This window comes from Brucella tritici, assembly GCF_008932285.1.
In the GTDB taxonomy this organism is placed as follows: Bacteria; Pseudomonadota; Alphaproteobacteria; order Rhizobiales; family Rhizobiaceae; genus Brucella; species Brucella tritici.
In genome coordinates this window covers 813,914-834,227 of record NZ_WBVY01000004.1, presented here as the reverse complement: position 1 = coordinate 834,227, position 20,314 = coordinate 813,914, and the positions used below count along the sequence as shown (strand labels likewise).

Genomic DNA, 20,314 nt, shown 5'->3' with positions numbered 1-20,314 from the left:
ATGCACAGCGTCGATATTGCCATCCCGAACTATAATTACGGGAGTTTTCTGCGCGAATGCGTCGAAAGCGTATTGTCACAGCACGGCGTTGATGTTCGTGTGCTGATTATTGACAATGCATCGACCGACGACAGTGCTGCAATCGCGCGCGAACTTGCGACGGAAGACAGCCGGGTGGAACTGCGCCTGCGGGAGCGAAATCTCGGGCCCCATGCTTCGTTCAACGAGGGGGTGGACTGGGCAAGCGCTGAGTATTTTCTGATCCTATGCTCCGACGATCTGCTCGCGCCGGGCGTGCTGGCAAATGCCGCCGCATTTCTCGATGAGCACCGCGATGTGAATCTCGTTTATGGGCGTATGTCGATGATCGCAGCCGGTACCCGTCGGTCAGAGATAGAATTACCGGAGCCGGGTAAGGCTGGCGGGTGGAAGGTTCGATCGGGACCGGATTATATAGCAACCTGTTGTCGCAATGCGATCAGCCTTGTCGACGGCCCATTGGCGATTGTGCGTACCGCAGTGCAGAAAAAGGTAGGTCATTATCGCACAAGTCTGGCTCATACGGACGATATGGAGATGTGGCTACGCTTTGCCACGCATGGCGCCGTTGCAGAAACCGAAAGCATTCAGGCTTTTATTCGCACGCATCCGCAGAGCCGTTCCTCCAATATTGCAGGAATATTGCAATGGAACCGGGAGGTTGAAGAAGCTTTCGTTTCCTTTTTCGATCATGAAGGGCGTGACCTGCCCAATGCCCGGCAGCTTATGGCGGAGGTGAGGGACTGCCTTTCGAAACGGGCCTACTGGTCTGCCGTATCCAATGTGTTGCGTCGCGAGAAGGGGGCGGCGGCGCTTCTCGCCGCTGCATTGAAACGAAAGCCTTTGATGGCGCTTGTTCCGCCCTTCGATTACCTTCTGCATCGAAGCGAGCGGCGTAAGCATCTGAAAGCTATGAGTTAGTGCGCTCTGTTGCGTCGTGTGTCTAAGCCGTTCTTGTGTTTCAGAAGTTTCTGGTGAAGGTTCTGCTCCTGCCATTCGAGGCGCAGCCGGTACTGATCAGTGCCCGCCCGCACGGCTTGTTCCAGTTCAGGACGACGAAGTAGCATATCGTCTATCTGCCGGATCAGAGTTGGCGGGTCGAAGCTTTCCACATGGTGGCAGAATTCGCTCAGGCCATTATCTGCGAGAAGCACATCGTTCTTTCGCGCATAACTCAGCGAGATTGTGGGCCGTCCCATATGGAGCGCGCAGATCACATTGTGATAGCGGCTCGCCAGGACGATATCCGTCTGTGCAATCTGCTTCATCAGATCATGCAGCGAGGTGACCGGCTCATAAATGAGTTGCTGGTTGTGGTCGGTCGGAGGCAGAAGCGCCATCAGGTCGTCGATAGCTGCACGGTCGATATTGTCGCCGGTCAGAAGACGCACGGTACGGCCCTGCTGAAGCTGCGACTGGATCACGATGGACATTTTTTTGAGGTAGTTGCTGTAGATGGAGTTGCCATTTCCGTCGCGTCGCTTCCAGCCGCGATAAGCCATCATGCCGATGCCTATTCGTTCGATACGCTGCCGGCGATCATTGTGTGGAAGGATCGTTTCGGCAGCCTTTGGCAACAAGAAGGCGAGGTCGGCACTAACACTGTCGCTGTCCTGTTGAACTCCCAACGTCTTCATGAATTCATGCGAGATCGCATCACGGTATGATCTGAATGTGGCCATAAGAGCAGATTGCCTCATGAACCAGCGGCTGAGCGGATGATTGATCGGGCCAGCACCAATCGAGACCATGAGAAGTTCTGCACCGCTCAATCTGGCGGCGAGCGACCAGCGCAGTATTGCGAAAGGCCAGCCGAAGGCATCGGCACTGAAGTCATCGAGAAAGCCGGTGCCCGGCACGATGAGAAAATCGAGCTCGCGGCTCAGAGCCATGGAATTGGCAAAATTCCAGATGCGGTGCGGAATCTGCATCAAAAACCGGTCGGCAGTGCGCAGGATGCGATTGGCGGGCGTGTAGCCTCCGATAGGAACTGTCTCTATTCCGTATGCGTGTTTGATAACCTCTGGTCCGGAACATATGCATACGACCTCGATCTGCGGGTCGGTTCGCTGCAGCTGGCGCAGCATTGCCTCCAGCGAACCGTCATTGCCGGTATTACCAGAACCAAACTGCCCGAAAAGTCCTATTCTCATGCGCGTGTCTCCCGCTGCATCTAGAAGCTAATGCGGGACGCGTCGTGGGGAAAACTGGCAGAAGGGTGAACACCCTCCTCTATTGTAGGAGGGGGTGTACCCCTCATAGCCGAAATGCGCAGCAAAGCAATTTCGATACACTAACGAGCGGTATATCCATTGCCCCCCGATATACCGGAGTAAGGCTTCGAGGGAATTGTTCCCTCGAAGTCTTCTCTCCCTTGAAATGTCACTCCCGAAATATCGCCGGGGCAACAAGGTTCTGACCATGAAATGTGCTTACTTTGTCCGTCCTCACATAGGCGGAACCTATTCGGTTTTCACACGCCTGCGCTCGTCGCTCGGTCAGTCGGGCATAGAACTTCGCTGGCTTGCCGCGGGCGCTGCGGGGGATACGGTCAACGTGCCGACAGGGCAGGGGCTGGAGGACGCACTTCGCAAGGGCGATGCTATCGACCGGATGGGTGTGCTGGATGAAGAAACCCGCGCCAGGCACATGATCGGTTTTCTGCGCGATAACCATTTCGACGCTGTTTTCGTCAATGTTCTCTCGAACCGTTTTGAAACCAATCTGGTACGCTATCTGCCAGCCGATATTCTGCGCATCATGATCGTCCACAACATCACGCCTGGCACATACGCTGCGGCAAAGACGATACGCGATCATGTTCACGCTACGGTCGGCGTTTCAAAACGCTGCCGCGACGATCTCGTGCGCCAGCATGGTTTCAATGCTGCGCGCACGCTGGTCATCCCGCATGGGTTGAACCGGGACATACATCTCTCGCGTCATGTTCCGGAGAAGGACGAGCGCAGCCCGCTACGGCTGCTCTATCTGGGGCGCATAGAAGATAATTCGAAGGGCGTGTTCTGGTTGCCTAATATCCTGCGCGAGCTCCACTATCCGTATCATCTGACTGTTGCCGGCGATGGTCCCGATCTGGCGGAGTTGCGGCATCGTCTTGCGCCCTTTGGCGACAAGGTCAGTTTCAGCGGTTGGGTTGCGCCATCCGATGTGCCCTGGCTGGTGAGCCAGCATGACGTCATGGTCATGCCGTCGCGCTTTGAAGGTTTCGGCCTGACGCTTATCGAGGCGATGAGCCAGGGTTGCCCGGCAGTGGTGTCGAAAATTGCCGGTGTAACCGATACGATCGTTACCGATGGCGAGGACGGGCTTTTGTTTCCAGTCGGTGACTTCCGCCAGGCGGCGCGACATATAGACAGGCTTGCGCGCGATCGCGAATTGCTTGCGGGCATGGCAGGTGCTGCCCAGCAGAAGGTGGAAACGGTCTTCGATAACGATACAGCCGGGCGTGCCTATGCAGGACTCCTCGAACATCTGGCGGAGGATCGCCCCGCTGTTGCGCCGCCGCTGGCGCTTTCTCAATGGTCGATGCCGAATGCACTTCATTCCAGTTTGCGCAGCCGCCTGCCGAAGCCGGTGAAGAACTGGCTCCGCCAGATGCGCGAACGTCTGCATACGAGATGGTCGGCAGCATGATCTGTGAATAAGAAAGGAGAAGGGGCATGAACCTTTTCACATCGCAGTTCCGCAATTCCCAATTGCTTGCCAGCAAGGCGCACACGCTTATTCCGGGCGGCTGTCACACCTATGCCAAGGGCGACGACCAGTATCCGGTTCTGGCGCCGGGCTTCATCCTGCGCGGTTCCGGCTCGCATGTCTTCGATGTCGACGGCCACGAATATATCGAATACGGCATGGGCAATCGTGCCGTCGGGCTCGGCCATGCCTATCCGCCTGTCGTTCGCGCCGTGCGCGATGCCTTGCAGGATGGATGCAATTTTACGCGCCCAAGCGCCATCGAAATCGAATGCGCGGAAAGCTTTCTGGAGCTGATAGACAGCGCCGAAATGGTGAAGTTCTGCAAGGACGGTTCGGACGCTACCTCCGGCGCGGTGCGACTGGCGCGGGCCTATACGGGACGTGACATGATTGCCTGTTGCGCCGATCATCCATTCTTTTCGACCGACGACTGGTTTATCGGAACGACGAAAATGAATGCGGGCATTCCGGCATCGGTTTCAGCTTTGACGGCCACGTTCCGTTACAACGACATTGCAAGCGTAGAAGCGCTGTTTGAGGATTATCCGGGGCGTATAGCGGCTATTATTCTCGAACCCGCAAAGGCTGAGGAGCCGCAAAACAACTTCCTGCACGAAGCAAAGCGTATCGCCCATGAAAACGGGGCCTTGTTCATTCTGGACGAGATGATTACCGGCTTTCGCTGGCATCTGCGCGGCGCGCAGAAGCTCTATGATGTCGAGCCGGACCTGTCCTGTTTCGGTAAGGCGCTGGGCAACGGTTTCGCAATTTCGGCGCTGGCAGGCAAAGCTGAATATATGCAGCTTGGCGGTCTGACCCAGACTGAGCATCCTCGCGTTTTTCTGCTTTCAACCACGCACGGCGCTGAAACCCATGCCATGGCTGCGGCGATTGCCACGATGACGATCTATCGTGACGAGCCGGTGATCGAAAGGCTTTATGAGCAGGGGTCCAAACTGGCAGAGGGTGTGAATGCTGCGATTGCCAGTCATGGCTTGCAGAACCATGTTCGCCTGTTCGGGCGTCCGTGCTGCCTGGCCTATGGAACGCTTGACGAGAAAGGTCAGTCCTCGCAGGCTTTTCGCACGCTGTTTCTTCAGGAGACGATCCGGCGTGGCGTGCTGACGCCGTCGCTGGTCGTGAGCTATACCCACAGCGACACAGACATTGCCCGCACGGTGGATGCTATCGACGGTGCGCTTGGCATCTATGTCAGGGCGTTAAATGACGGGGTGAGTTCTTATCTGACCGGGCGTCCTTCGCAAGTGGTCTATCGCCGCTTCAACGAAGCACCGACCTATTCGCCGACAATGCGATGAAGAACTTCACAGCTATCGTCCTTGCCGTATCTCTGCTGTCGATGACGGCAGGATCATCACACGCAACTGATCCGTTTCCGATCAAGGTTGGTCAGGACCGGCGTATATTCGAGGATGCAACAGGCAAGCCGTTTCTGTTGCATGGCGATACCGCCTGGTCGCTGATTGCGGAGTTGAAGCGCGAGGATGTCGAGGACTACCTGCAGGATCGCAGGAAGCGCGGCTTCAATGCCATTCTGGTCAATCTGGTCGAACACCAGTTCTCCCGCCATCCGCCCGCCAACGCTTATGGCGAGAAGCCCTTCAACGGCGAAGCTTTCGTCGATCTCAACCCGAAATATTTCGACCATGCCGCATGGGTGATCGAACGGGCGCAACAACTGGGCTTGGTGGTTCTTCTCGCGCCAGCCTATCTTGGGGTGAGCGGCGGTAATCAGGGCTGGTTCCGGGATATAAAGGCCGCGGGGCCGGAAAAAATGCATCTCTACGGCCAAAAAGTGGCCGAGCGTTTCCGGCAATATCCCAATATTGTCTGGATCATGGGAGGGGATTTTAACACACCGGACGAAAGACTGGTTTCCAGTATGGCTGAGGCGATCATGAAGATCAGTCCGACGTCACTGAAGACGGTTCATCCGAGTCCTGAAACCGATACGGCTGAACGTTGGAGCAAGAATGACTGGTTCACTTTCGATGCTTTCTACAGCTACAAGGATGTTCATGCGGGGATGTTGAAGCGCACGGCGGAAGCCGCAATGCCGGTCGTTTTGCTGGAAACATTCTATGAGAGTGAACGGGTGACCACGGCGCAAACCATCCGGCGAAACGCCTATGGTGCACTGCTTGCCGGAGCCGCCGGGCAGCTCTTTGGAAATAATCCTATCTGGCATTTCAGCAGTTCCGGCCTGGCTGCCTATCACGGCACATGGCGCGACGCTCTGAATAGTCCCGGCGCACAGTCAATGACGGCGTTGAAGACACTCTTTGACAAACTGCCATGGTCGCAATTGCAGCCAGATCGCGAAAGACGCATTGCTGTGAACCCGGAAAGCTATGCCTCATTTCTTTCTGATGGCACCTTGTCGGTGATTTATGGTGATGCCAACGGATTTGCGGTTCAGAAGGATGCCGTGAAGAACGGTCAAAAGGTGCTCTGGTATGATCCTTTTTCCGGCACGTTTGCCGGTGCAGGCGGGCCGAAGATTGAGGGTGCGATTGCGACCTACATGCCGAAGCAGGCTAAAAATGCTGGTGACGGAACCGACTGGCTTCTGCTGATCGGCAGCGACGAGCGTCTGCGCCCCATCCAAAAGAGGTAGGCGATACGCCCTTTCACGCTTTTCATAAACGCTTGTCCTAACCGGACATGCCTTCGGTCAAGTCGTCGCTCCTGTCCTCTCTGGCTAACATGCATTTATCAAAGCTTGAGGAGTCGGACATGAAAGTACTGGTTACGGGCAATCAGGGCTATATCGGGTCGGTCATGGTGCCGGTCCTCACAAATGCGGGGCATGAAGTGTCCGGCTATGACATTGGCCTCTACGAACATTGTCTTTTTGAAGAGGGCGGCGCGGTTATGAATGTGCCGACCATCCGAAAGGACGTGCGCGATGTATCCCCGCGCGACCTGGAAGGGTTTGATGCAGTCATTCATCTTGCCGCGCTCTCCAATGATCCGTTGGGCAATCTGAATGAGGAGTTGACCTATGACATTAATCACCGGGCGAGCGTTGCGATGGCGAGGGCCGCCAAGCTCGCCGGAGTCGGGCGTTTTCTGTTTGCTTCGTCCTGCAGCAATTACGGTATCAGCGATGCCGATCTGATCGATGAAACCGGCGAATTGAAGCCGGTAACGGCCTATGGCCGGTCCAAGGTGCGGGCCGAACAGGAAATTCGGGAACTGGCGGATGCAAGCTTCTGCCCTGTCTATCTGCGGCCTGCCACGGCTTACGGCGTTTCGCCGTTCCTGCGTTTCGATATCGTTCTCAATAATCTCGTGGCATGGGCGGTGACGAAAGGGCTGATCTATCTCAAGTCCGATGGCACGCCATGGAGACCCATCGTGCATATTCGCGATATTTCCTGCGCCTTCATGGCGGCTATGGAAGCACCGCGCGAAAAAGTCTGGAACGAAGCCTTCAATGTTGGTTCGACGGAACACAACTACCGCATCCGCGATATCGCGGGCATCGTTGCCGAGAATGTTCCCGATTGCCGTATCGAATATGCGGACGATGCCGGGCCGGATACGCGTTCCTATCGCGTCAGTTTTGAAAAGCTGGCACGGGTGTTGCCGGAAGCGAAGCCGGAATGGGACGCCGTTGCCGGTACGCGCGAACTGCTTGCCGCCTATAGCCGCTCAACGCTGACACTTGAGGAGTTTGAAGGCCCGCGCTTTCAGCGTATTGCCCATATCCGCAAGCTGATTGCGGAAGGGGTCTTGGATGCCGATCTGCGGCGCGCTGACGAGGAACCGCAACCGCTTCGGGCAATGGCGTGATGGATACGGGGGCCGGGCACAGAGGCGTTGAAATTGTCATTCCGTCATTGTCGAACGGGATGGCCATCTACGATCTTGCTGCTCGGCTTTATCCAGTTTGCCGCAGTCTCGCCGGTGATGGCGTGCGCGAAACGCTTGCCATCATCGGGGAACATTTACCGCTGGCGGTCCATCAGGTTCCGACCGGTACGCCGCTCTACGACTGGAAAGCGCCGCAGGAGTGGATCATTCGTGAGGCCTATATCGCAGACATGAACGGCGATCGTGTCGTCGATTTTACCCGGCACAATCTGCATGTGGTGAATTTCAGCGTGCCTGTTCGGGCGCGAATGCCGCTCAGCGCGCTGAAAGAGCATATTCATACGCTGCCCGATCAGCCGGACCTCATTCCCTATCGCACCTGCTACCATGCGGAAGCGTGGGGCTTCTGCATGACACATAACGAGTTTCTGTCGATGCAGGACGGCGATTATGACGTCGTGATCGATGCGGAGCGCCGCGACGGTTTTCTGACCTTTGGTGAGTTCATTCACCGGGGAGAAACCGACGAGACGTTCATCCTGTCTGCCCATCTCTGCCATCCGTCGCTGGCCAATGACAATTGTTCCGGACTGGCGCTGCTGGCGCGTCTTGGCGAAGTGCTGCAATCACGACGCACGCGCCTGACCTATCGGCTGCTTTTCGGCCCGGCGACTTTCGGCGCTCTCGCCTGGTTACAGCAGAACGAGGTGAATCTGGGGCTGGTCCGGCACGGGCTGGTCCTGTCCTGCGTTGGCGATGCTGGCGGGCCGAACTACAAGCGCAGCCGTCGCGGTGGCGCGGAGATTGATCGGATCATGGGCCTTGTACTCGGTGAGCGCACCGATGCGACGACGCATGATTTCTGGCCCTACGGCTATGACGAGCGCCAGTTCTGTTCGCCGGGATTCAATCTGCCGGTCGGTATGTTCCAGCGCAGTCTCTATGGCACCTTTCCAGAATATCATACATCGGCCGATAATCTCGATTTCATCAAGCCGGACTATCTGGAGCAATCGTTCAACATGGTCTTGCAGGCTATTGAAATTGCGGAACGAAACTGGAGTCCGCTGAACACGTCGCCAAAGGGAGAACCGCAGCTCGGGCGGCGCGGTCTTTATGGAAATATGGGCGGCGCCAACCGCTCGGCACAAAACGCAATGGCATTGTTATGGGTGCTTAATCTGGCAGATGGCGAGCATTCCATCCTCGATATGGTTGAACGGGCGAAACTGCCCTTCGCAACCCTTGCCGATGCCGCTGACCGGCTTCGCGAGGCAGGGTTACTGGTCGCAAGCTAGAGCAGCGGCCAGGCCAGATCCTTGTCGGAAATGACGCTCGGCCTGTTTGGCCAGGGTATGCCGAGCGACGGATCATCATAGCGTAAACCCGTTGCATATTCAGGCGCATAGGGCTTCGAGATCATGTAGCGCACGAGGACGTCAGGCGTCAGGGTCTGGAAGCCGTGTGCGCAGCCTTCGGGGATGTAGAGCTGGACGCCGTTTTCGGCGGATAGTTCCACGCCAGTCCAGCGTCGATAGGTCGGCGAATGCGGGCGCAGATCGACCAGAACATCCCAGATGACGCCCTGCAGGCAGGTGACGAGTTTGGTCTCCGAATGTGGCTCGTTCTGGTAGTGAAGGCCGCGCAATGTTCCTTCTTCGCGTGAGAAAGACAGGCTGTGCTGCGGAAAATGCGTTTCCATCTGTCGCTCCGCGAAGGCTGCTTCGCAATAGACCCGCGCGAACCAGCCGCGTTCGTCTTCAAGCCTTTCAGGCTCGATAGACCAGGCGCCGTCGATATTGAGCGAAGTGAAACGCATGTTTTGCCCCGTTTGCCATACATGCGCATTCTGACAGCGGGAATATCGGGCGATAGAACCTTCTTCGAAGCATCTGAATAGCCTTCCGGATGATGCCAACCCGTCCGAATGAGGTAGGCACCTACACCCTCGCCGCCATTGGGTGAAGATTGGGTACCTACTCCTCATAGGTCATCCGGTGAATGTTGCGCCCGATCGTATGTACGGCTCGCTCCCGATGACAGTCTCGGCAATTTTTAGGCCGCTTAGTAGTTTTGGTTATCCGACGCGGATCGGAGTTCAACTCTATCAACCCATAACGGACCTGCCCAAAAGGTTCGATGAGGCGAGGAATGACGTATGACCATCCAGACGGCGGATATTTCGCGGAGCACGAGCATGGCGCAAGAGCAGACCGGCTGTCGCCTGTGCGGTAAACTACTCAAACATACTTTCGTTGATCTTGGGATGTCGCCGCCTTGCGAGAGCTTTATCACGGCGGATCGCCTCGACCGGATGGAGCCCTATTATCCGCTCTATGCGCTCGTTTGCGACCATTGTTATCTGGTGCAGTTGAAGGAGTACTTCTCACCGGCTGAGATTTTCACCGAATATGCCTATTTCTCGTCCTTCGCTACGAGCTGGGTCAGCCATGCGAAGACCTATTGCGACGAGATAGCCGAGCGGCTGGGGTTGAATGAAAACAGTTTCGTGGTCGAGATCGCCAGCAATGACGGCTACCTGTTGCAGCATTTCCTGCCGAAGGGCATCCCGATCCTCGGCATCGAACCGGCAGCCAATGTGGCCGAGACTGCAATTGCCAAGGGCGTGCCGACGCGGGTGGATTTCTTCGGCTCAACGCTTGCCGCCGAACTGGTCGGCGCAGGACGCAAGGCCGACCTCCTGATCGGCAACAACGTTCTGGCGCAAGTTCCTGATCTCAATGACTTTGTGCGCGGCCTGCAATTGCTGTTGAAGCCGGAGGGCGTCATCACGCTGGAGTTTCCGCATCTCGCCAATCTGATCGAGCAGAACCAGTTCGACACGATCTATCACGAGCATTTCTCGTATTTCTCGTTGCTGACGATCCGGTATATGGCGCATCGCCATCACCTCAAGGTCATCGACGTGGAGGAACTGCCAACCCATGGCGGGTCGCTCCGGGTGTATCTTGCGCATAACAGCAGCAAGCGGAAGGCGGGGCCGCGTGTGGCAGCGCTTCTGAAGCGCGAAGAGAGTTTCGGCCTCAACGAGATTTCAACCTATGAGCAGTTCGCCGAAAAGACGCGGCGCACCAAGCGCGATCTTCTGTCCTTCCTGATTGCGGCCAAGAATGCGGGAAAACGCATTTGCGGTTACGGCGCGCCGGGCAAGGGCAATACGCTTTTGAACTATTGCGGCATCGGCACGGATTTTCTGGATTTCACGGTCGATCGCAATCCTTACAAGCACGGGCGTTTCACGCCGGGCATGCACATTCCGATCTACGATGTGTCGGCAATCGACAAATACCGGCCCGACTACATCCTCATTCTGCCGTGGAACTTCAAGGACGAGATCATCCGGCAGATGCAGCACGTGGTCGAATGGGGTGCAAAGTTCATCATTCCGATCCCACACGTCACGTTGATTGACCCGGCACTACTCACAGAGGAGCGGTAAGTCATGAAAGTCGTTCTGTTCTGCGGCGGTCTTGGAACCAGAATCCGCGAATATTCGGAGAACATCCCGAAGCCGATGATTCCGCTCGGCCATCAGCCGATCCTGCATCACGTTATGGAATATTACAGCGACTACGGGCACAATGAGTTCGTTCTGTGCCTGGGCTACAAGGCCAATGTCGTGAAGGATTTCTTCCTGACGATCCGCCCGCAGACCTTCGCGGACTGTGTGGTTTCGGATGGCGGACGCAATGTGCAATTGCTTGAGGAAGTGGATCGTGACTGGAGCGTGACGCTGCTCGATACGGGGATCTGGCGCAATATCGGCGAGAGGCTCTGGAGTGCGCGGTCGCATGTAGCGAATGAGGATATGTTCCTTGCCAATTACAGTGATGGTCTCAGCGATGTCGACCTCGACGACATGACGGAACGTTTCCGTGCCAGCGGCAAGATTGCCTGTTTCCTCGCCGTCCGCCCGCCGCTGACCTATCACCTCGCAGATATTGCCGAAGGCGGCGACGTGCGGGCTTTCCGGACCTCGAACACCTCCGATATCTGGATCAATGGCGGCTACTTCCTCTTCCGCAAGGAAATCTTCGACTATATGCGCGAAGGCGAGGAACTGGTGCTTGAGCCCTTTGGGCGATTGATCGCCGAAAACCAGCTCATGGCCTATAAATATGAGGGCTTCTGGCGCTCCATGGATACGCTGCGCGACTGGCAGACGCTTGAGGATATGGTGGAGAAGGGCGACATGCCCTGGAAGAAGCACAAGGCGGAAGAGGCCGAACGACGCGCTACCAATGTCGCGATAGCGCTATGATCGATCTGCGCTCGCTGGCAAATCAGACCCGCCCGCTGCAACTGCTTTGTCTGGGCGCGCATTCCGACGATATCGAAATCGGTTGCGGTGGCACGCTTCTCAGCCTGATCGAGAGCGGCACGCCGCTGCATGTCGAATGGTGTGTTCTGTCAGGAAACGAGACAAGGCGCGCGGAGGCAGAGGCTTCCGCACGCGATTTTCTGCGCGGGATAGACAGTTTCAACATCCATCTTGCCTCTTTCGAGGATAGCTATTTCCCGGCGCAAAGCCGCGAGATCAAGCAATGGCTGATCGAACAGCGCGGACGCGGGCAGCCGGATATGGTCTTCACCCATCGCCACGGTGATGCCCATCAGGATCACCGCACCGTCAACGAACTGACATGGAACCTGTTTCGCGATCAGGTGATCCTTGAATATGAAATTCCGAAATGGGATGGCGATCTGGGCCAGCCCAACGCCTATTCGGCGCTACCGGCTACGATTATGGATCGCAAGATCGAACTGTTGATGAAGCACTTCGGCACGCAGCGCTCGAAGGACTGGTTTGATCCGGAAACCTTTCGCGGGCTCGCCCGGCTACGCGGCATGGAATGCCGCGCGCCTGAAACCTACGCCGAAGCTTTTCACGCCCGTAAGCTGCGACTGTTCTAGTTTGCAACGGGCTCTGCATTGGTGTCGACACGGACGACGACTGACATGCCGGGCGCCAGATGTGCCGCATCCGGCTGATCTTCATCGATGGCGATGCGAACGGAAAGGCGTTGCGTGATCTTGGTGAAGTTGCCGGTCGCGTTGTCGGATTTGATGACGCTGAATTCAGAACCGGCAGCAGGCGCGAAGGCTTCGATGTGCCCCTTCAGCTTGGCATGACGCAGCGCATCGACGGTGAAGGTGACCGGCTGGCCGACCTTCATGCCGTAAAGCTGTGTTTCCTTGAAATTCGCCATTACCCATTTGGTCTTTGGCACGACGGAGACGAGCTGCGTTCCCGCTGTTACATATTGACCGAGACGCACGCCCACTTCGCCGAGTGTGCCGTCACGCGGGGCGATGATATGAGTGTTCTGCAAGTCGATCCGCGCCAGTTCAACGGTTGCTTCCGCATTGGCGATATCGGCATTGAGACTGTCGCGATTGACGATGATGGATTGCAGGTCCTGTTGTGCGACGGCAAGTGCGGCTTGCGCTTCCTCGACGGAGGCCTGTGCCTGAAGCAGCGTGCCATGTGCGGTATCGGCAGAACTTTGCGTGGTCACGCCACGCGGCAGCAATGCCTCGACGCGCTTCGCACTGGCTTCGGCAACATCAAGTGCTGCCTTGGCGCCGGAAATCTGCGCCTGCCGTGACTGGATCGTCGCTTCAGCCGAACGCTGGCTCTGTTCTGAATTGGCCAGAGCTGCCTTCTTGCTGTTGAGGGCGGCCAGCGCCTGATCCAGCTTTTGTTGATAGCTGCGGCTGTCGATCTCAAACAGGAGGTCGCCCTGCTTTACTGTTTGAAAGTCGTTGGCATTGACCTTCGTGACATAGCCGGCGACCTGCGGGCTGATAACTGTCACCTGTCCACGAACATAGGCGTTGTCTGTGGTCTCGACGCTATGTTTGAAAGGCGGCAACTGCCACGCCCATAACACCATCAGAACGCCTGCAAGGCCGATGATGAGGGCGAGACCACCGCGAATATACTGTTTTCCAACTGACATTTTCAAATACTCGTCGATTTAACCAGCCATCGTCGCACTATGGCGGCGGGCGTGCATGTTTTCATAGAGGCGATAGGCGATCAGGCAGGCAAGCGAGAGGACCGCAATGACGGAGATAGCGAGAAAAGCATCGTTATAGGACAGCACTGTCGCTTCCTTGGTGACCTGTTGTCCAAGAAGCGCCAGCCCTTCTGCCTTTGTTAGTCCCTGGTCAGCCAGAACCTTTGCGTAGGTGCCGGATAGCGCCTGAACGCGCTGGGCGACCACAGGATTGGACATGACCAGTTGTTCCACCAGATAGGCTGAATGGTATTTTTCCCGGATCGCGATGAATGTGCTGAACACGGCCGAGCCGATAAGACCGCCAATGTTCTGTGTGAACAGGAAGATGACGATGAAACTCGTCATGTAGGTCGGCCCTTGTTTCAGCGCCTTGGTGATGCCTGCAAGCATGGCAGGGGGCAGGAACAGAGCGCCGCCAAAGGCAATCAGGCCCTGACTGAGATAGGCGTTGTGCGGACGGGTCAGGTTTGTCGCATGACTGTCGAGAAAGGCCCCTACGGCTATGAAGATCAGTGCCAGCCCGAAGATGAACGATACACGTTCAAGCTTCATCCACATGCCGCAGGCAATGCCGCCTGCCAGCGAAGCGGCAAGGATGACGAGATAAAGGCCTCGGCTCTGGCCATCCTGCAGGCCGAATGCCTGAAAGAGGCCGACCGCACCGGTCGTCTGCTCGGCAAGCACGATGCGGAAGATGAAAAGGATCAGCGTGAAACGCAGGATTTCCGGAGAGAACAGCCAGTGCAGGTTCATCAGCGGCTGTTCGCGATTGAGTTCGATGGCGGCGGCGCAGGCGAGGACCGCGATTGAGATCGCAAGGCATACGCCGATCCAGGGGGCTTCGAACCACCAGTAGTTCTTTCCCTGAACCAGAACCACCGCGAGAAGCCCAAAGCCGATGGCAATCAGGCCGTAAGCGACGAAATCCAGCCAGTGCAGCACTTTTGCGCGCGGTGCCTGCGTCATTGGCAAAATATAGACCACGGCGAAGGCGGCGAGCGACAGGCCGATCTCGACCATATAGAGCTGCTGCCATTGGCCGATATCGAACAGCAACGGCGAGATGACGCGGGCGAGCGGCCCGGCGGCAGCCGAACAGGTCAGCGCAAGGCTGAGACCCCACGTCATTTTCTTGGCAGGCGGAAAGGCTTCGAGCATGTAAAGGAAGCCGATGGTGGAGACCGGTGCGGCAGCAGCGCCAGCAATAAAGCGGATCGGGATCGCCGACCAGATGTCGTAGACAAGCAGATGCAGCAGAGAAGAAATCAGGAACACGGCGATTGCGATTTCCGCAAAACGGCGCAGGCCGAACTGCGTGCGGATTTTGACGAGAAGGATCGTCAGGCTGGCATAGGGGGCCATATAGGCCGCGATCAGCCATGAAGTTTCCGTCAGCGTTGCGCCAAGTGACCCCTGTATCTGCTGCGTATTGGCCGAGATGAAATACATGCTGAGGCCACGCGTCGACCACATGAGGACAGATGCGGCGATATAGATGGCCGACATGTAAACCGGCATATGCTGCGCCGCTGGCGTTGCCGCCTGCGCCGGCGCCTGCTGCTGGCCTGCCTGGGAAGTCTCCTGTCCCTGCCGATCTTTATCTTCTTCCGACATGGTTCTAGCGGTCTTTCCCCGCGAGCGTCGTTTCTACCGTCTGGCTGATTTCCTGAAGAACAGTTAGGGCAGTTTCGAGCGACTTCTGATCAAATTTCTGCAAAAGCTCTGCACGGATGTCGCGGGTGATTTCCTGCAACTCACGCACCTGTGCCTGTGCTTCATCCGTCAGTTCGATACGTTTTGCGCGGCGGTCGGTTTCAACCGCAGCACGATAGATCAAGCCTTGCTTTTCAAGGCCATCCAGAAGGCGAACCACGGAAGGGTGCTCGATTTCCAGAGCATCTGCCAGCTCGCGCTGGTTCCAGTCGCGCGGCTGGGCGAGAAGCAGGAGCACACGGGCACGCGCCAGCGTTAGTCCGCGTTCCCGGACGCGGGAATCGAACAGGTTGCGCATTTTGCGTGCGGCTGTGGAAAGCTCCATTGTGAAAGCCGCTTCGAGATCATGTTTTGACTGAGACATTGTATAGCTATCTATTATGTGTGTAGCTATACATATATTATTTTCTTTCTGCTAATCAATGGGATTTGAGCACCTCAAAGGCAGAAACGGTAAAATATTTCCGGCTTCGGGAATAAATCGCGGTCGCCGATTGTCTTACCTCCATATCGCATGTCGCGATTGGAACTCCCGTGAGGCAGATCATGAAAACGTTTGGTTTTATGTCCGTACTGACAGTTGCAGCCGTGGCGGCGTCAGCCGCGCTGGCCGCACCATCCATCAAGACGATGGAAAGCTCGAAGGGGCAGGTTCTGGCAGGCGCCAAGGATATGACGCTCTATACTTTCGACAAGGATAGCAAAGGCGAATCCAGCTGCTATGATACTTGCGCCAAGAACTGGCCGCCCTTCATGGCGATGAAGGGAGCAAAGGCTTCCGGCGCATATACGCTGGTCAAGCGCAAGGATGGCAGCGAGCAATGGGCAAAAGACGGAATGCCGCTCTATTACTGGGTGAAGGACAAGAAGCCTGGCGACGTCACCGGAGACGGCGTTAATGGGGTCTGGCACGCCGCAAAGCCATGAGGCCGATGTGAGCCATCCCGCTCCCGAAAGTTTCGAGGGCCAGCTTCTGGCCCTCCTGCCGGTGATGCGGCGCTATTCTCGCAGCCTTGCGAAGTCCGATGCCGAAGGCGAGGACCTTTTGCAGGACTGCGTGGCGAAGGCGCTGTCGCGGCGCGGCCAGTGGCGTGGCCTCAATCTGCGTGGGTGGATACTCACGATGATGACCAATCTCTATCGCAATGGCTATAAAAGCCGCGCCCGGACCCGACATGAAACGCTGGATGCTGCGGAAAATGTCAGTGTCGCGGCGACGGAAACCGATCCGTTCCAGTTGCAGCAGCTTGAAGAGGCGATCAATTCCCTGCCGGAAGATAACCGCGCGGTGCTGATGCTTATCGTTGTTGAAGGCTACAGCTATGGCGAAGCGGCTGAAATGCTGGGCATACCTGTCGGAACCGTCATGTCGCGGCTTTCACGGGCAAGACATCGCCTTGCCGAACATATGAGCGGTTCGAATATCGTAACGCTTCGGAGAAACCGATGACAGAACGCAATTCTCCCATAACCGAAGCGGAACTGCTTGGCTTTGTCGACGGGCAATTGTCCGATGCGGAACATGCGCGCATTGCCGGGCTTCTTGAGAACAACCCCGAGCAGGCGGCGCTGGTTGCCGAGTGGCGCAGTCAGAACGAAGGCATCAGGCAGCTCTTTTCCGGTTATGCCAAGGCGAAGAATGACGATCCCGTATTGATCCGCTCAGCGGGGATACGCCAGTCGCGAACCTATCGCGGGGTCGTTGCAGCAGCGGTTCTGGCGGCTTTGCTGATCGGTGGTGCAGGCGGCTTTGCAGGTTCGCGCCTGCTTGCCGAAGCCGAGCCGCAAATAGCGAGTGCGCAAACCTTGCCGCAGCAAGCCCAGGCAGCGTATCTCATCTATGCCAGCGAAGTGCGGCATCCGGTCGAGGTGTTTTCCAATGAAGAGGCACATCTGGCGACATGGCTCGGCAAGCGGCTTGATATACCCGATCTCCGCGTTCCCGATCTCCGCTCGCTTGGTTTCCAGCTTGTCGGTGGGCGTTTGTTGCCGGTTGACGGCAAGGCGGGCGCCTTCTTCATGTATGAGGACGAGGCTGGAAAACGGCTTTCGGTGATCGTCGGCCGCAATCCGGATAACCGCGACACGAGCTTCCGGTTCGCCTCAAGTGACGGTGTCGAAACCTTCTACTGGATCGACAACGATCTTGGTTATGCGGTGAGCGGCGAGATATCGCGCGAGCGGCTGCGGCAGGTGGCGGAAGAATGCTACCGCCAGTTTCCGGGCTGACCCGCTTATCGGTCGTCGCTGAAAGCGTGGATCATTGCATCCTTGGAACTGCCGCTGGCGATCAATGCGGCAAGCAGGATGCGAGCCTGACCGGGGCGAAGCGTTTGTGCGTGAATGGCTCCGGCTTCGCCAAGATCATATCCGCCGCCACCTCCGCCGTAGCCGGGTGCCAACAGGCCTTCCGGCACGCGGCTTGAAACTGCAACGGGAATATTGCGGCGCGAGCATTCGCGGACAGCTTCGACAACGCAGGGTGTGGTATTGCCCGAACCGAGCGCTGCAAGAACGATGCCGCTGGCACCGGCTGCAATGCTCGCTTCTATGTGGAGGGCATCGCAGCCGGGATAAATGGCAATCGTGTCGATCCGGCGGTCACCGACGGGCGCTGGAAGCACCGGGCTCTGGCTCTGGATCATACGTGCAGAGCGGAAGGCGTCGGCACTGTCGCTGCTGAACTTGTATGCGCCCCAGGCCGGAACAATCCGCCCGCCGAAGACAATGAGGACACCTTTGTCGGCATTGGCCGGATCGCAGGCAAGACGAATGGCGGTAGCTAGGTTTTCTGGCCCATCGGCCTGCGGATGATCGGCGGTAAACTGCGCGCCGGTGAAGATCACCGGCTTGCCGATGTGGCGCTGCAGATGCACCAGCAGCGCCGTTTCTTCCATGGCATCCGTGCCGTGCAGGACGACGATGCCATCGATTTCGTCATCCTTGAGACCGGAGGCGACGGCGTCGCTGATGCGCTGCATGTCGGAAAGGGTGAGGCTTGCGGAATCCTTCGCCATCAGGTCGACAGGACGAAGCTCCGCTTCAAGGCCCGGCACGAAGCCGAGCAAATCCTCACCGGACAGGACCGGTGTGCTTGCTCCGTCTTCCCCGCGCTTGCTGGCGATGGTGCCGCCAGTGGCGATCACCGCTATGGAAGGCTTTGCAAGCGTCATATTTCCGAATCCTCTCACTTACCGGGAATGCTGGCGTCTACAGCACGTTCGGCAGCAAGTCGATGGATGCGTTCACGCATCATATACCAGCCAAGGATGAGGGCAGGGCCGATGATCGCCAGCGAAGCAATCGTCCAGGTGCCGACTGGATAGTCGAGCGCCATCAGGACCAGTACGCCGAGCAGGAATGCGAGTGTGAGGATGCCGGTGTAAGGCGCACCGAACATACGGAAGTCCGGACGCACGATTTCGCCGCGACGTGCGAGATGCCACAGTTTCAACTGGCAGAGGACAATGACGCCCCAAGCCGTGATGATGCCAAGCGCGGAGAGATTGAGCGCGATTTCAAAGGCTGCCGCAGGCACGACCGCATTGAGAACGACACCGATGACAGTGACGACGGCGGTAACTGCGATACCCATATAAGGAACGCCGTTCTTGTTCATCTTGGCCAGCGAGGCAGGTGCAGAACCGGATACAGCCATCGAATGCAGGATGCGTCCGGTGGAATAAAGCCCGGCATTCAATGACGACAGAACTGCCGTCAGGACGACGAGGTTCATGATGACATCCGCGCCCTCGACGCCGATCTTGCCGAAGAAGGTCACAAACGGGCTCTCGCCAGCCGAATAGGCGGTGTAGGGGAGAAGCAGCGAGAGCAGCAGAACCGAACCCACATAAAAGACGAGCAGGCGGAAGACCACGGTGCGGATTGCACGGGGCATGACCTTGCGCGGGTCTTCGGTTTCTCCCGCTGTGGTGCCCAGCAATTCGATGGATGCATAGGCGAAAACCACGCCCTGTATGATGATGAAGGCCGGCAATATGCCGTTCGGGAACAGGCCTCCGCTATCCGTGATGATACTGAAGCCAGCAGGATGACCGTCAATAGGCGTGCCGGAGACGACGAAGTAAATACCGACCACCAGAAAGGTTACGAGCGCGATCACCTTGACGAGGCTGAACCAGAATTCCAGCTCACCGAAAACTTTCACCGACATGAGGTTCATCGCCAGCACGATAACAAGCGCCGTCAGGGCAAATACCCATTGGTCGATACCCTGCAGCCACGGCACATAATGCTTGAAGAAATTCATGTAGAGCGCAACAGCCGTTACGTCTGCCACGGATGTCATCGCCCAGTTGAGCCAGTACATCCAGCCTGCCACGAAAGCCAGCTTTTCGCCGTAGAACTCGCGGGCATAGGAGACGAAGGAACCGGAGCTGGGACGATGCATGATGAGCTCGCCCAGTGCACGCAGTACCAGAAACGCAAAGAAGCCGCACAAGGCATAGACGAAGACCAGAGCTGGACCTGCCAGTGCCAGACGTCCGCCTGCGCCGAGAAAGAGCCCGGTTCCAATTGCACCGCCAATCGCGATCATCTGAATCTGGCGCGGTTTCAGGGCTTTGTGATAACCGCGGTCCTCTTCAACGAACACTTCGCGTTCGGCCGGGGTGGCTTTCATGGTTTCGATCGGCATTGCTCCTCCCTGAGAGCGCGGTTTCTACAGGCGACCGTTCGGCGTGAAAGGCCAATTAGGGCACACCGCCGGTCATTCAATGAGGGTATGGAATTCATCCCTATTTGATGGGTATTCTGTAAAGCTGCATGACAGATTTTAGAGGCGGTTTTAACGCATATCGCAGAACGCACGTCAAGTATTCGGCTTCAAATGAGAAGCTCGGCGCTCAATTTCAGAAAAAACTGGTAGGGAAAAAATCAGCAGGAAGAAAGTGTTACGGACTTGTGCTTATTCGGCAGGAAAATGCTGCGCCAAGGCG

19 protein-coding genes are annotated in these 20,314 nt (G+C 57.0%); 12 read left to right on the top strand and 7 right to left on the bottom strand.

Going from position 1 to position 20,314, the window contains the following annotated elements; genetic code table 11:
• Window positions 1-960 carry a glycosyltransferase gene (locus tag F9K94_RS18420; protein ID WP_235920647.1) on the top strand — a complete coding sequence of 320 codons (960 nt, stop codon included), beginning with the start codon at window positions 1-3 and terminating at the stop codon, window positions 958-960.
• Here the strand turns inward: F9K94_RS18420 and F9K94_RS18415 are convergent.
• On the bottom strand, window positions 957-2,192 hold the full coding sequence (locus F9K94_RS18415; RefSeq protein WP_151647514.1) for a polysaccharide pyruvyl transferase family protein: 1,236 nt from the start codon (window positions 2,190-2,192) through the stop codon (window positions 957-959). The two genes, F9K94_RS18420 and F9K94_RS18415, sit on opposite strands and share 4 nt — an antisense overlap.
• Window positions 2,193-2,460: 268 nt before the next feature.
• Between F9K94_RS18415 and F9K94_RS18410 the strand changes: the two genes are divergently transcribed.
• The 5 genes from F9K94_RS18410 to F9K94_RS18390 all read left to right on the top strand — a co-directional run bounded on the left by F9K94_RS18410 (window position 2,461) and on the right by F9K94_RS18390 (window position 8,894).
• Window positions 2,461-3,693 (top strand): glycosyltransferase family 4 protein, encoded by a 1,233-nt coding sequence (locus tag F9K94_RS18410; RefSeq protein ID WP_151647512.1) that lies wholly within the window; start codon window positions 2,461-2,463, stop codon window positions 3,691-3,693.
• Between the two features lie 26 nt (window positions 3,694-3,719).
• Window positions 3,720-5,075, top strand: a complete 1,356-nt coding sequence (locus tag F9K94_RS18405) for a glutamate-1-semialdehyde 2,1-aminomutase (protein WP_151647510.1) — start codon at window positions 3,720-3,722, stop codon at window positions 5,073-5,075.
• Complete coding sequence (locus F9K94_RS18400) at window positions 5,072-6,394, top strand: apiosidase-like domain-containing protein (RefSeq protein WP_151647508.1); 1,323 nt, start codon at window positions 5,072-5,074, stop codon at window positions 6,392-6,394. Before F9K94_RS18405 ends, F9K94_RS18400 begins: the two co-directional genes overlap by 4 nt.
• Before the next feature lie 119 nt (window positions 6,395-6,513).
• On the top strand, window positions 6,514-7,575 hold the full coding sequence (locus F9K94_RS18395) for an NAD-dependent epimerase/dehydratase family protein (protein WP_151647506.1): 1,062 nt from the start codon (window positions 6,514-6,516) through the stop codon (window positions 7,573-7,575).
• Window positions 7,575-8,894, top strand: coding sequence for a DUF4910 domain-containing protein (locus tag F9K94_RS18390; protein ID WP_151647504.1), 1,320 nt, complete (start codon window positions 7,575-7,577; stop codon window positions 8,892-8,894). Before F9K94_RS18395 ends, F9K94_RS18390 begins: the two co-directional genes overlap by 1 nt.
• On the opposite strand, the gene rfbC is transcribed toward F9K94_RS18390, so the two are convergent.
• A complete protein-coding gene (gene rfbC, locus F9K94_RS18385) occupies window positions 8,891-9,415 on the bottom strand; it encodes a dTDP-4-dehydrorhamnose 3,5-epimerase (RefSeq protein ID WP_151647502.1) in 525 nt (174 codons plus the stop codon). The two genes, F9K94_RS18390 and rfbC, sit on opposite strands and share 4 nt — an antisense overlap.
• A gap of 339 nt (window positions 9,416-9,754) precedes the next feature.
• Between rfbC and F9K94_RS18380 the strand changes: the two genes are divergently transcribed.
• Genes F9K94_RS18380 through F9K94_RS18370 form a run of 3 tightly spaced genes read left to right on the top strand, consistent with a single transcriptional unit; the run spans window position 9,755 to window position 12,531 of the window.
• Window positions 9,755-11,056 (top strand): class I SAM-dependent methyltransferase, encoded by a 1,302-nt coding sequence (locus tag F9K94_RS18380; RefSeq protein ID WP_151647500.1) that lies wholly within the window; start codon window positions 9,755-9,757, stop codon window positions 11,054-11,056.
• Window positions 11,057-11,059: 3 nt separating this feature from the next.
• Window positions 11,060-11,878 (top strand): sugar phosphate nucleotidyltransferase, encoded by an 819-nt coding sequence (locus F9K94_RS18375; protein WP_151647497.1) that lies wholly within the window; start codon window positions 11,060-11,062, stop codon window positions 11,876-11,878.
• Window positions 11,875-12,531 (top strand): PIG-L deacetylase family protein, encoded by a 657-nt coding sequence (locus F9K94_RS18370; RefSeq protein ID WP_151647495.1) that lies wholly within the window; start codon window positions 11,875-11,877, stop codon window positions 12,529-12,531. Before F9K94_RS18375 ends, F9K94_RS18370 begins: the two co-directional genes overlap by 4 nt.
• On the opposite strand, the gene F9K94_RS18365 is transcribed toward F9K94_RS18370, so the two are convergent.
• The 3 genes from F9K94_RS18365 to F9K94_RS18355 are packed head-to-tail and all read right to left on the bottom strand — an operon-like array spanning window position 12,528 to window position 15,720.
• Window positions 12,528-13,580 carry an HlyD family secretion protein gene (locus F9K94_RS18365; protein ID WP_151647493.1) on the bottom strand — a complete coding sequence of 351 codons (1,053 nt, stop codon included), beginning with the start codon at window positions 13,578-13,580 and terminating at the stop codon, window positions 12,528-12,530. The genes F9K94_RS18370 and F9K94_RS18365 overlap by 4 nt on opposite strands.
• A gap of 18 nt (window positions 13,581-13,598) precedes the next feature.
• Entirely contained in the window at window positions 13,599-15,257 is a 1,659-nt protein-coding gene (locus F9K94_RS18360; protein WP_151647491.1) for an MFS transporter, read from the bottom strand.
• A gap of 4 nt (window positions 15,258-15,261) precedes the next feature.
• Window positions 15,262-15,720, bottom strand: a complete 459-nt coding sequence (locus tag F9K94_RS18355; protein WP_061347814.1) for a MarR family winged helix-turn-helix transcriptional regulator — start codon at window positions 15,718-15,720, stop codon at window positions 15,262-15,264.
• A gap of 182 nt (window positions 15,721-15,902) precedes the next feature.
• Here F9K94_RS18355 and F9K94_RS18350 point away from each other — a divergent pair, with 182 nt between their 5' ends.
• From F9K94_RS18350 to F9K94_RS18340, 3 genes are read left to right on the top strand one after another with little or no spacing between them, the layout of a single operon-like run.
• Complete coding sequence (locus F9K94_RS18350) at window positions 15,903-16,283, top strand: COG4315 family predicted lipoprotein (protein WP_151647489.1); 381 nt, start codon at window positions 15,903-15,905, stop codon at window positions 16,281-16,283.
• Window positions 16,255-16,806, top strand: coding sequence for an RNA polymerase sigma factor (locus F9K94_RS18345; RefSeq protein WP_061347816.1), 552 nt, complete (start codon window positions 16,255-16,257; stop codon window positions 16,804-16,806). Before F9K94_RS18350 ends, F9K94_RS18345 begins: the two co-directional genes overlap by 29 nt.
• A complete protein-coding gene (locus tag F9K94_RS18340; RefSeq protein WP_151647487.1) occupies window positions 16,803-17,585 on the top strand; it encodes an anti-sigma factor family protein in 783 nt (260 codons plus the stop codon). The genes F9K94_RS18345 and F9K94_RS18340 overlap by 4 nt, the downstream gene beginning before the upstream one ends.
• Before the next feature lie 5 nt (window positions 17,586-17,590).
• On the opposite strand, the gene F9K94_RS18335 is transcribed toward F9K94_RS18340, so the two are convergent.
• Both F9K94_RS18335 and F9K94_RS18330 read right to left on the bottom strand, forming a co-directional pair.
• The gene (locus F9K94_RS18335; RefSeq protein ID WP_151647485.1) at window positions 17,591-18,529 is read right to left on the bottom strand and encodes an asparaginase; all 939 of its coding nucleotides are present in this window, start codon (window positions 18,527-18,529) and stop codon (window positions 17,591-17,593) included.
• A 14-nt stretch (window positions 18,530-18,543) separates the two neighbouring features.
• Window positions 18,544-20,013, bottom strand: coding sequence for an amino acid permease (locus F9K94_RS18330; protein ID WP_151647483.1), 1,470 nt, complete (start codon window positions 20,011-20,013; stop codon window positions 18,544-18,546).
• Window positions 20,014-20,314 lie beyond the last annotated feature (301 nt).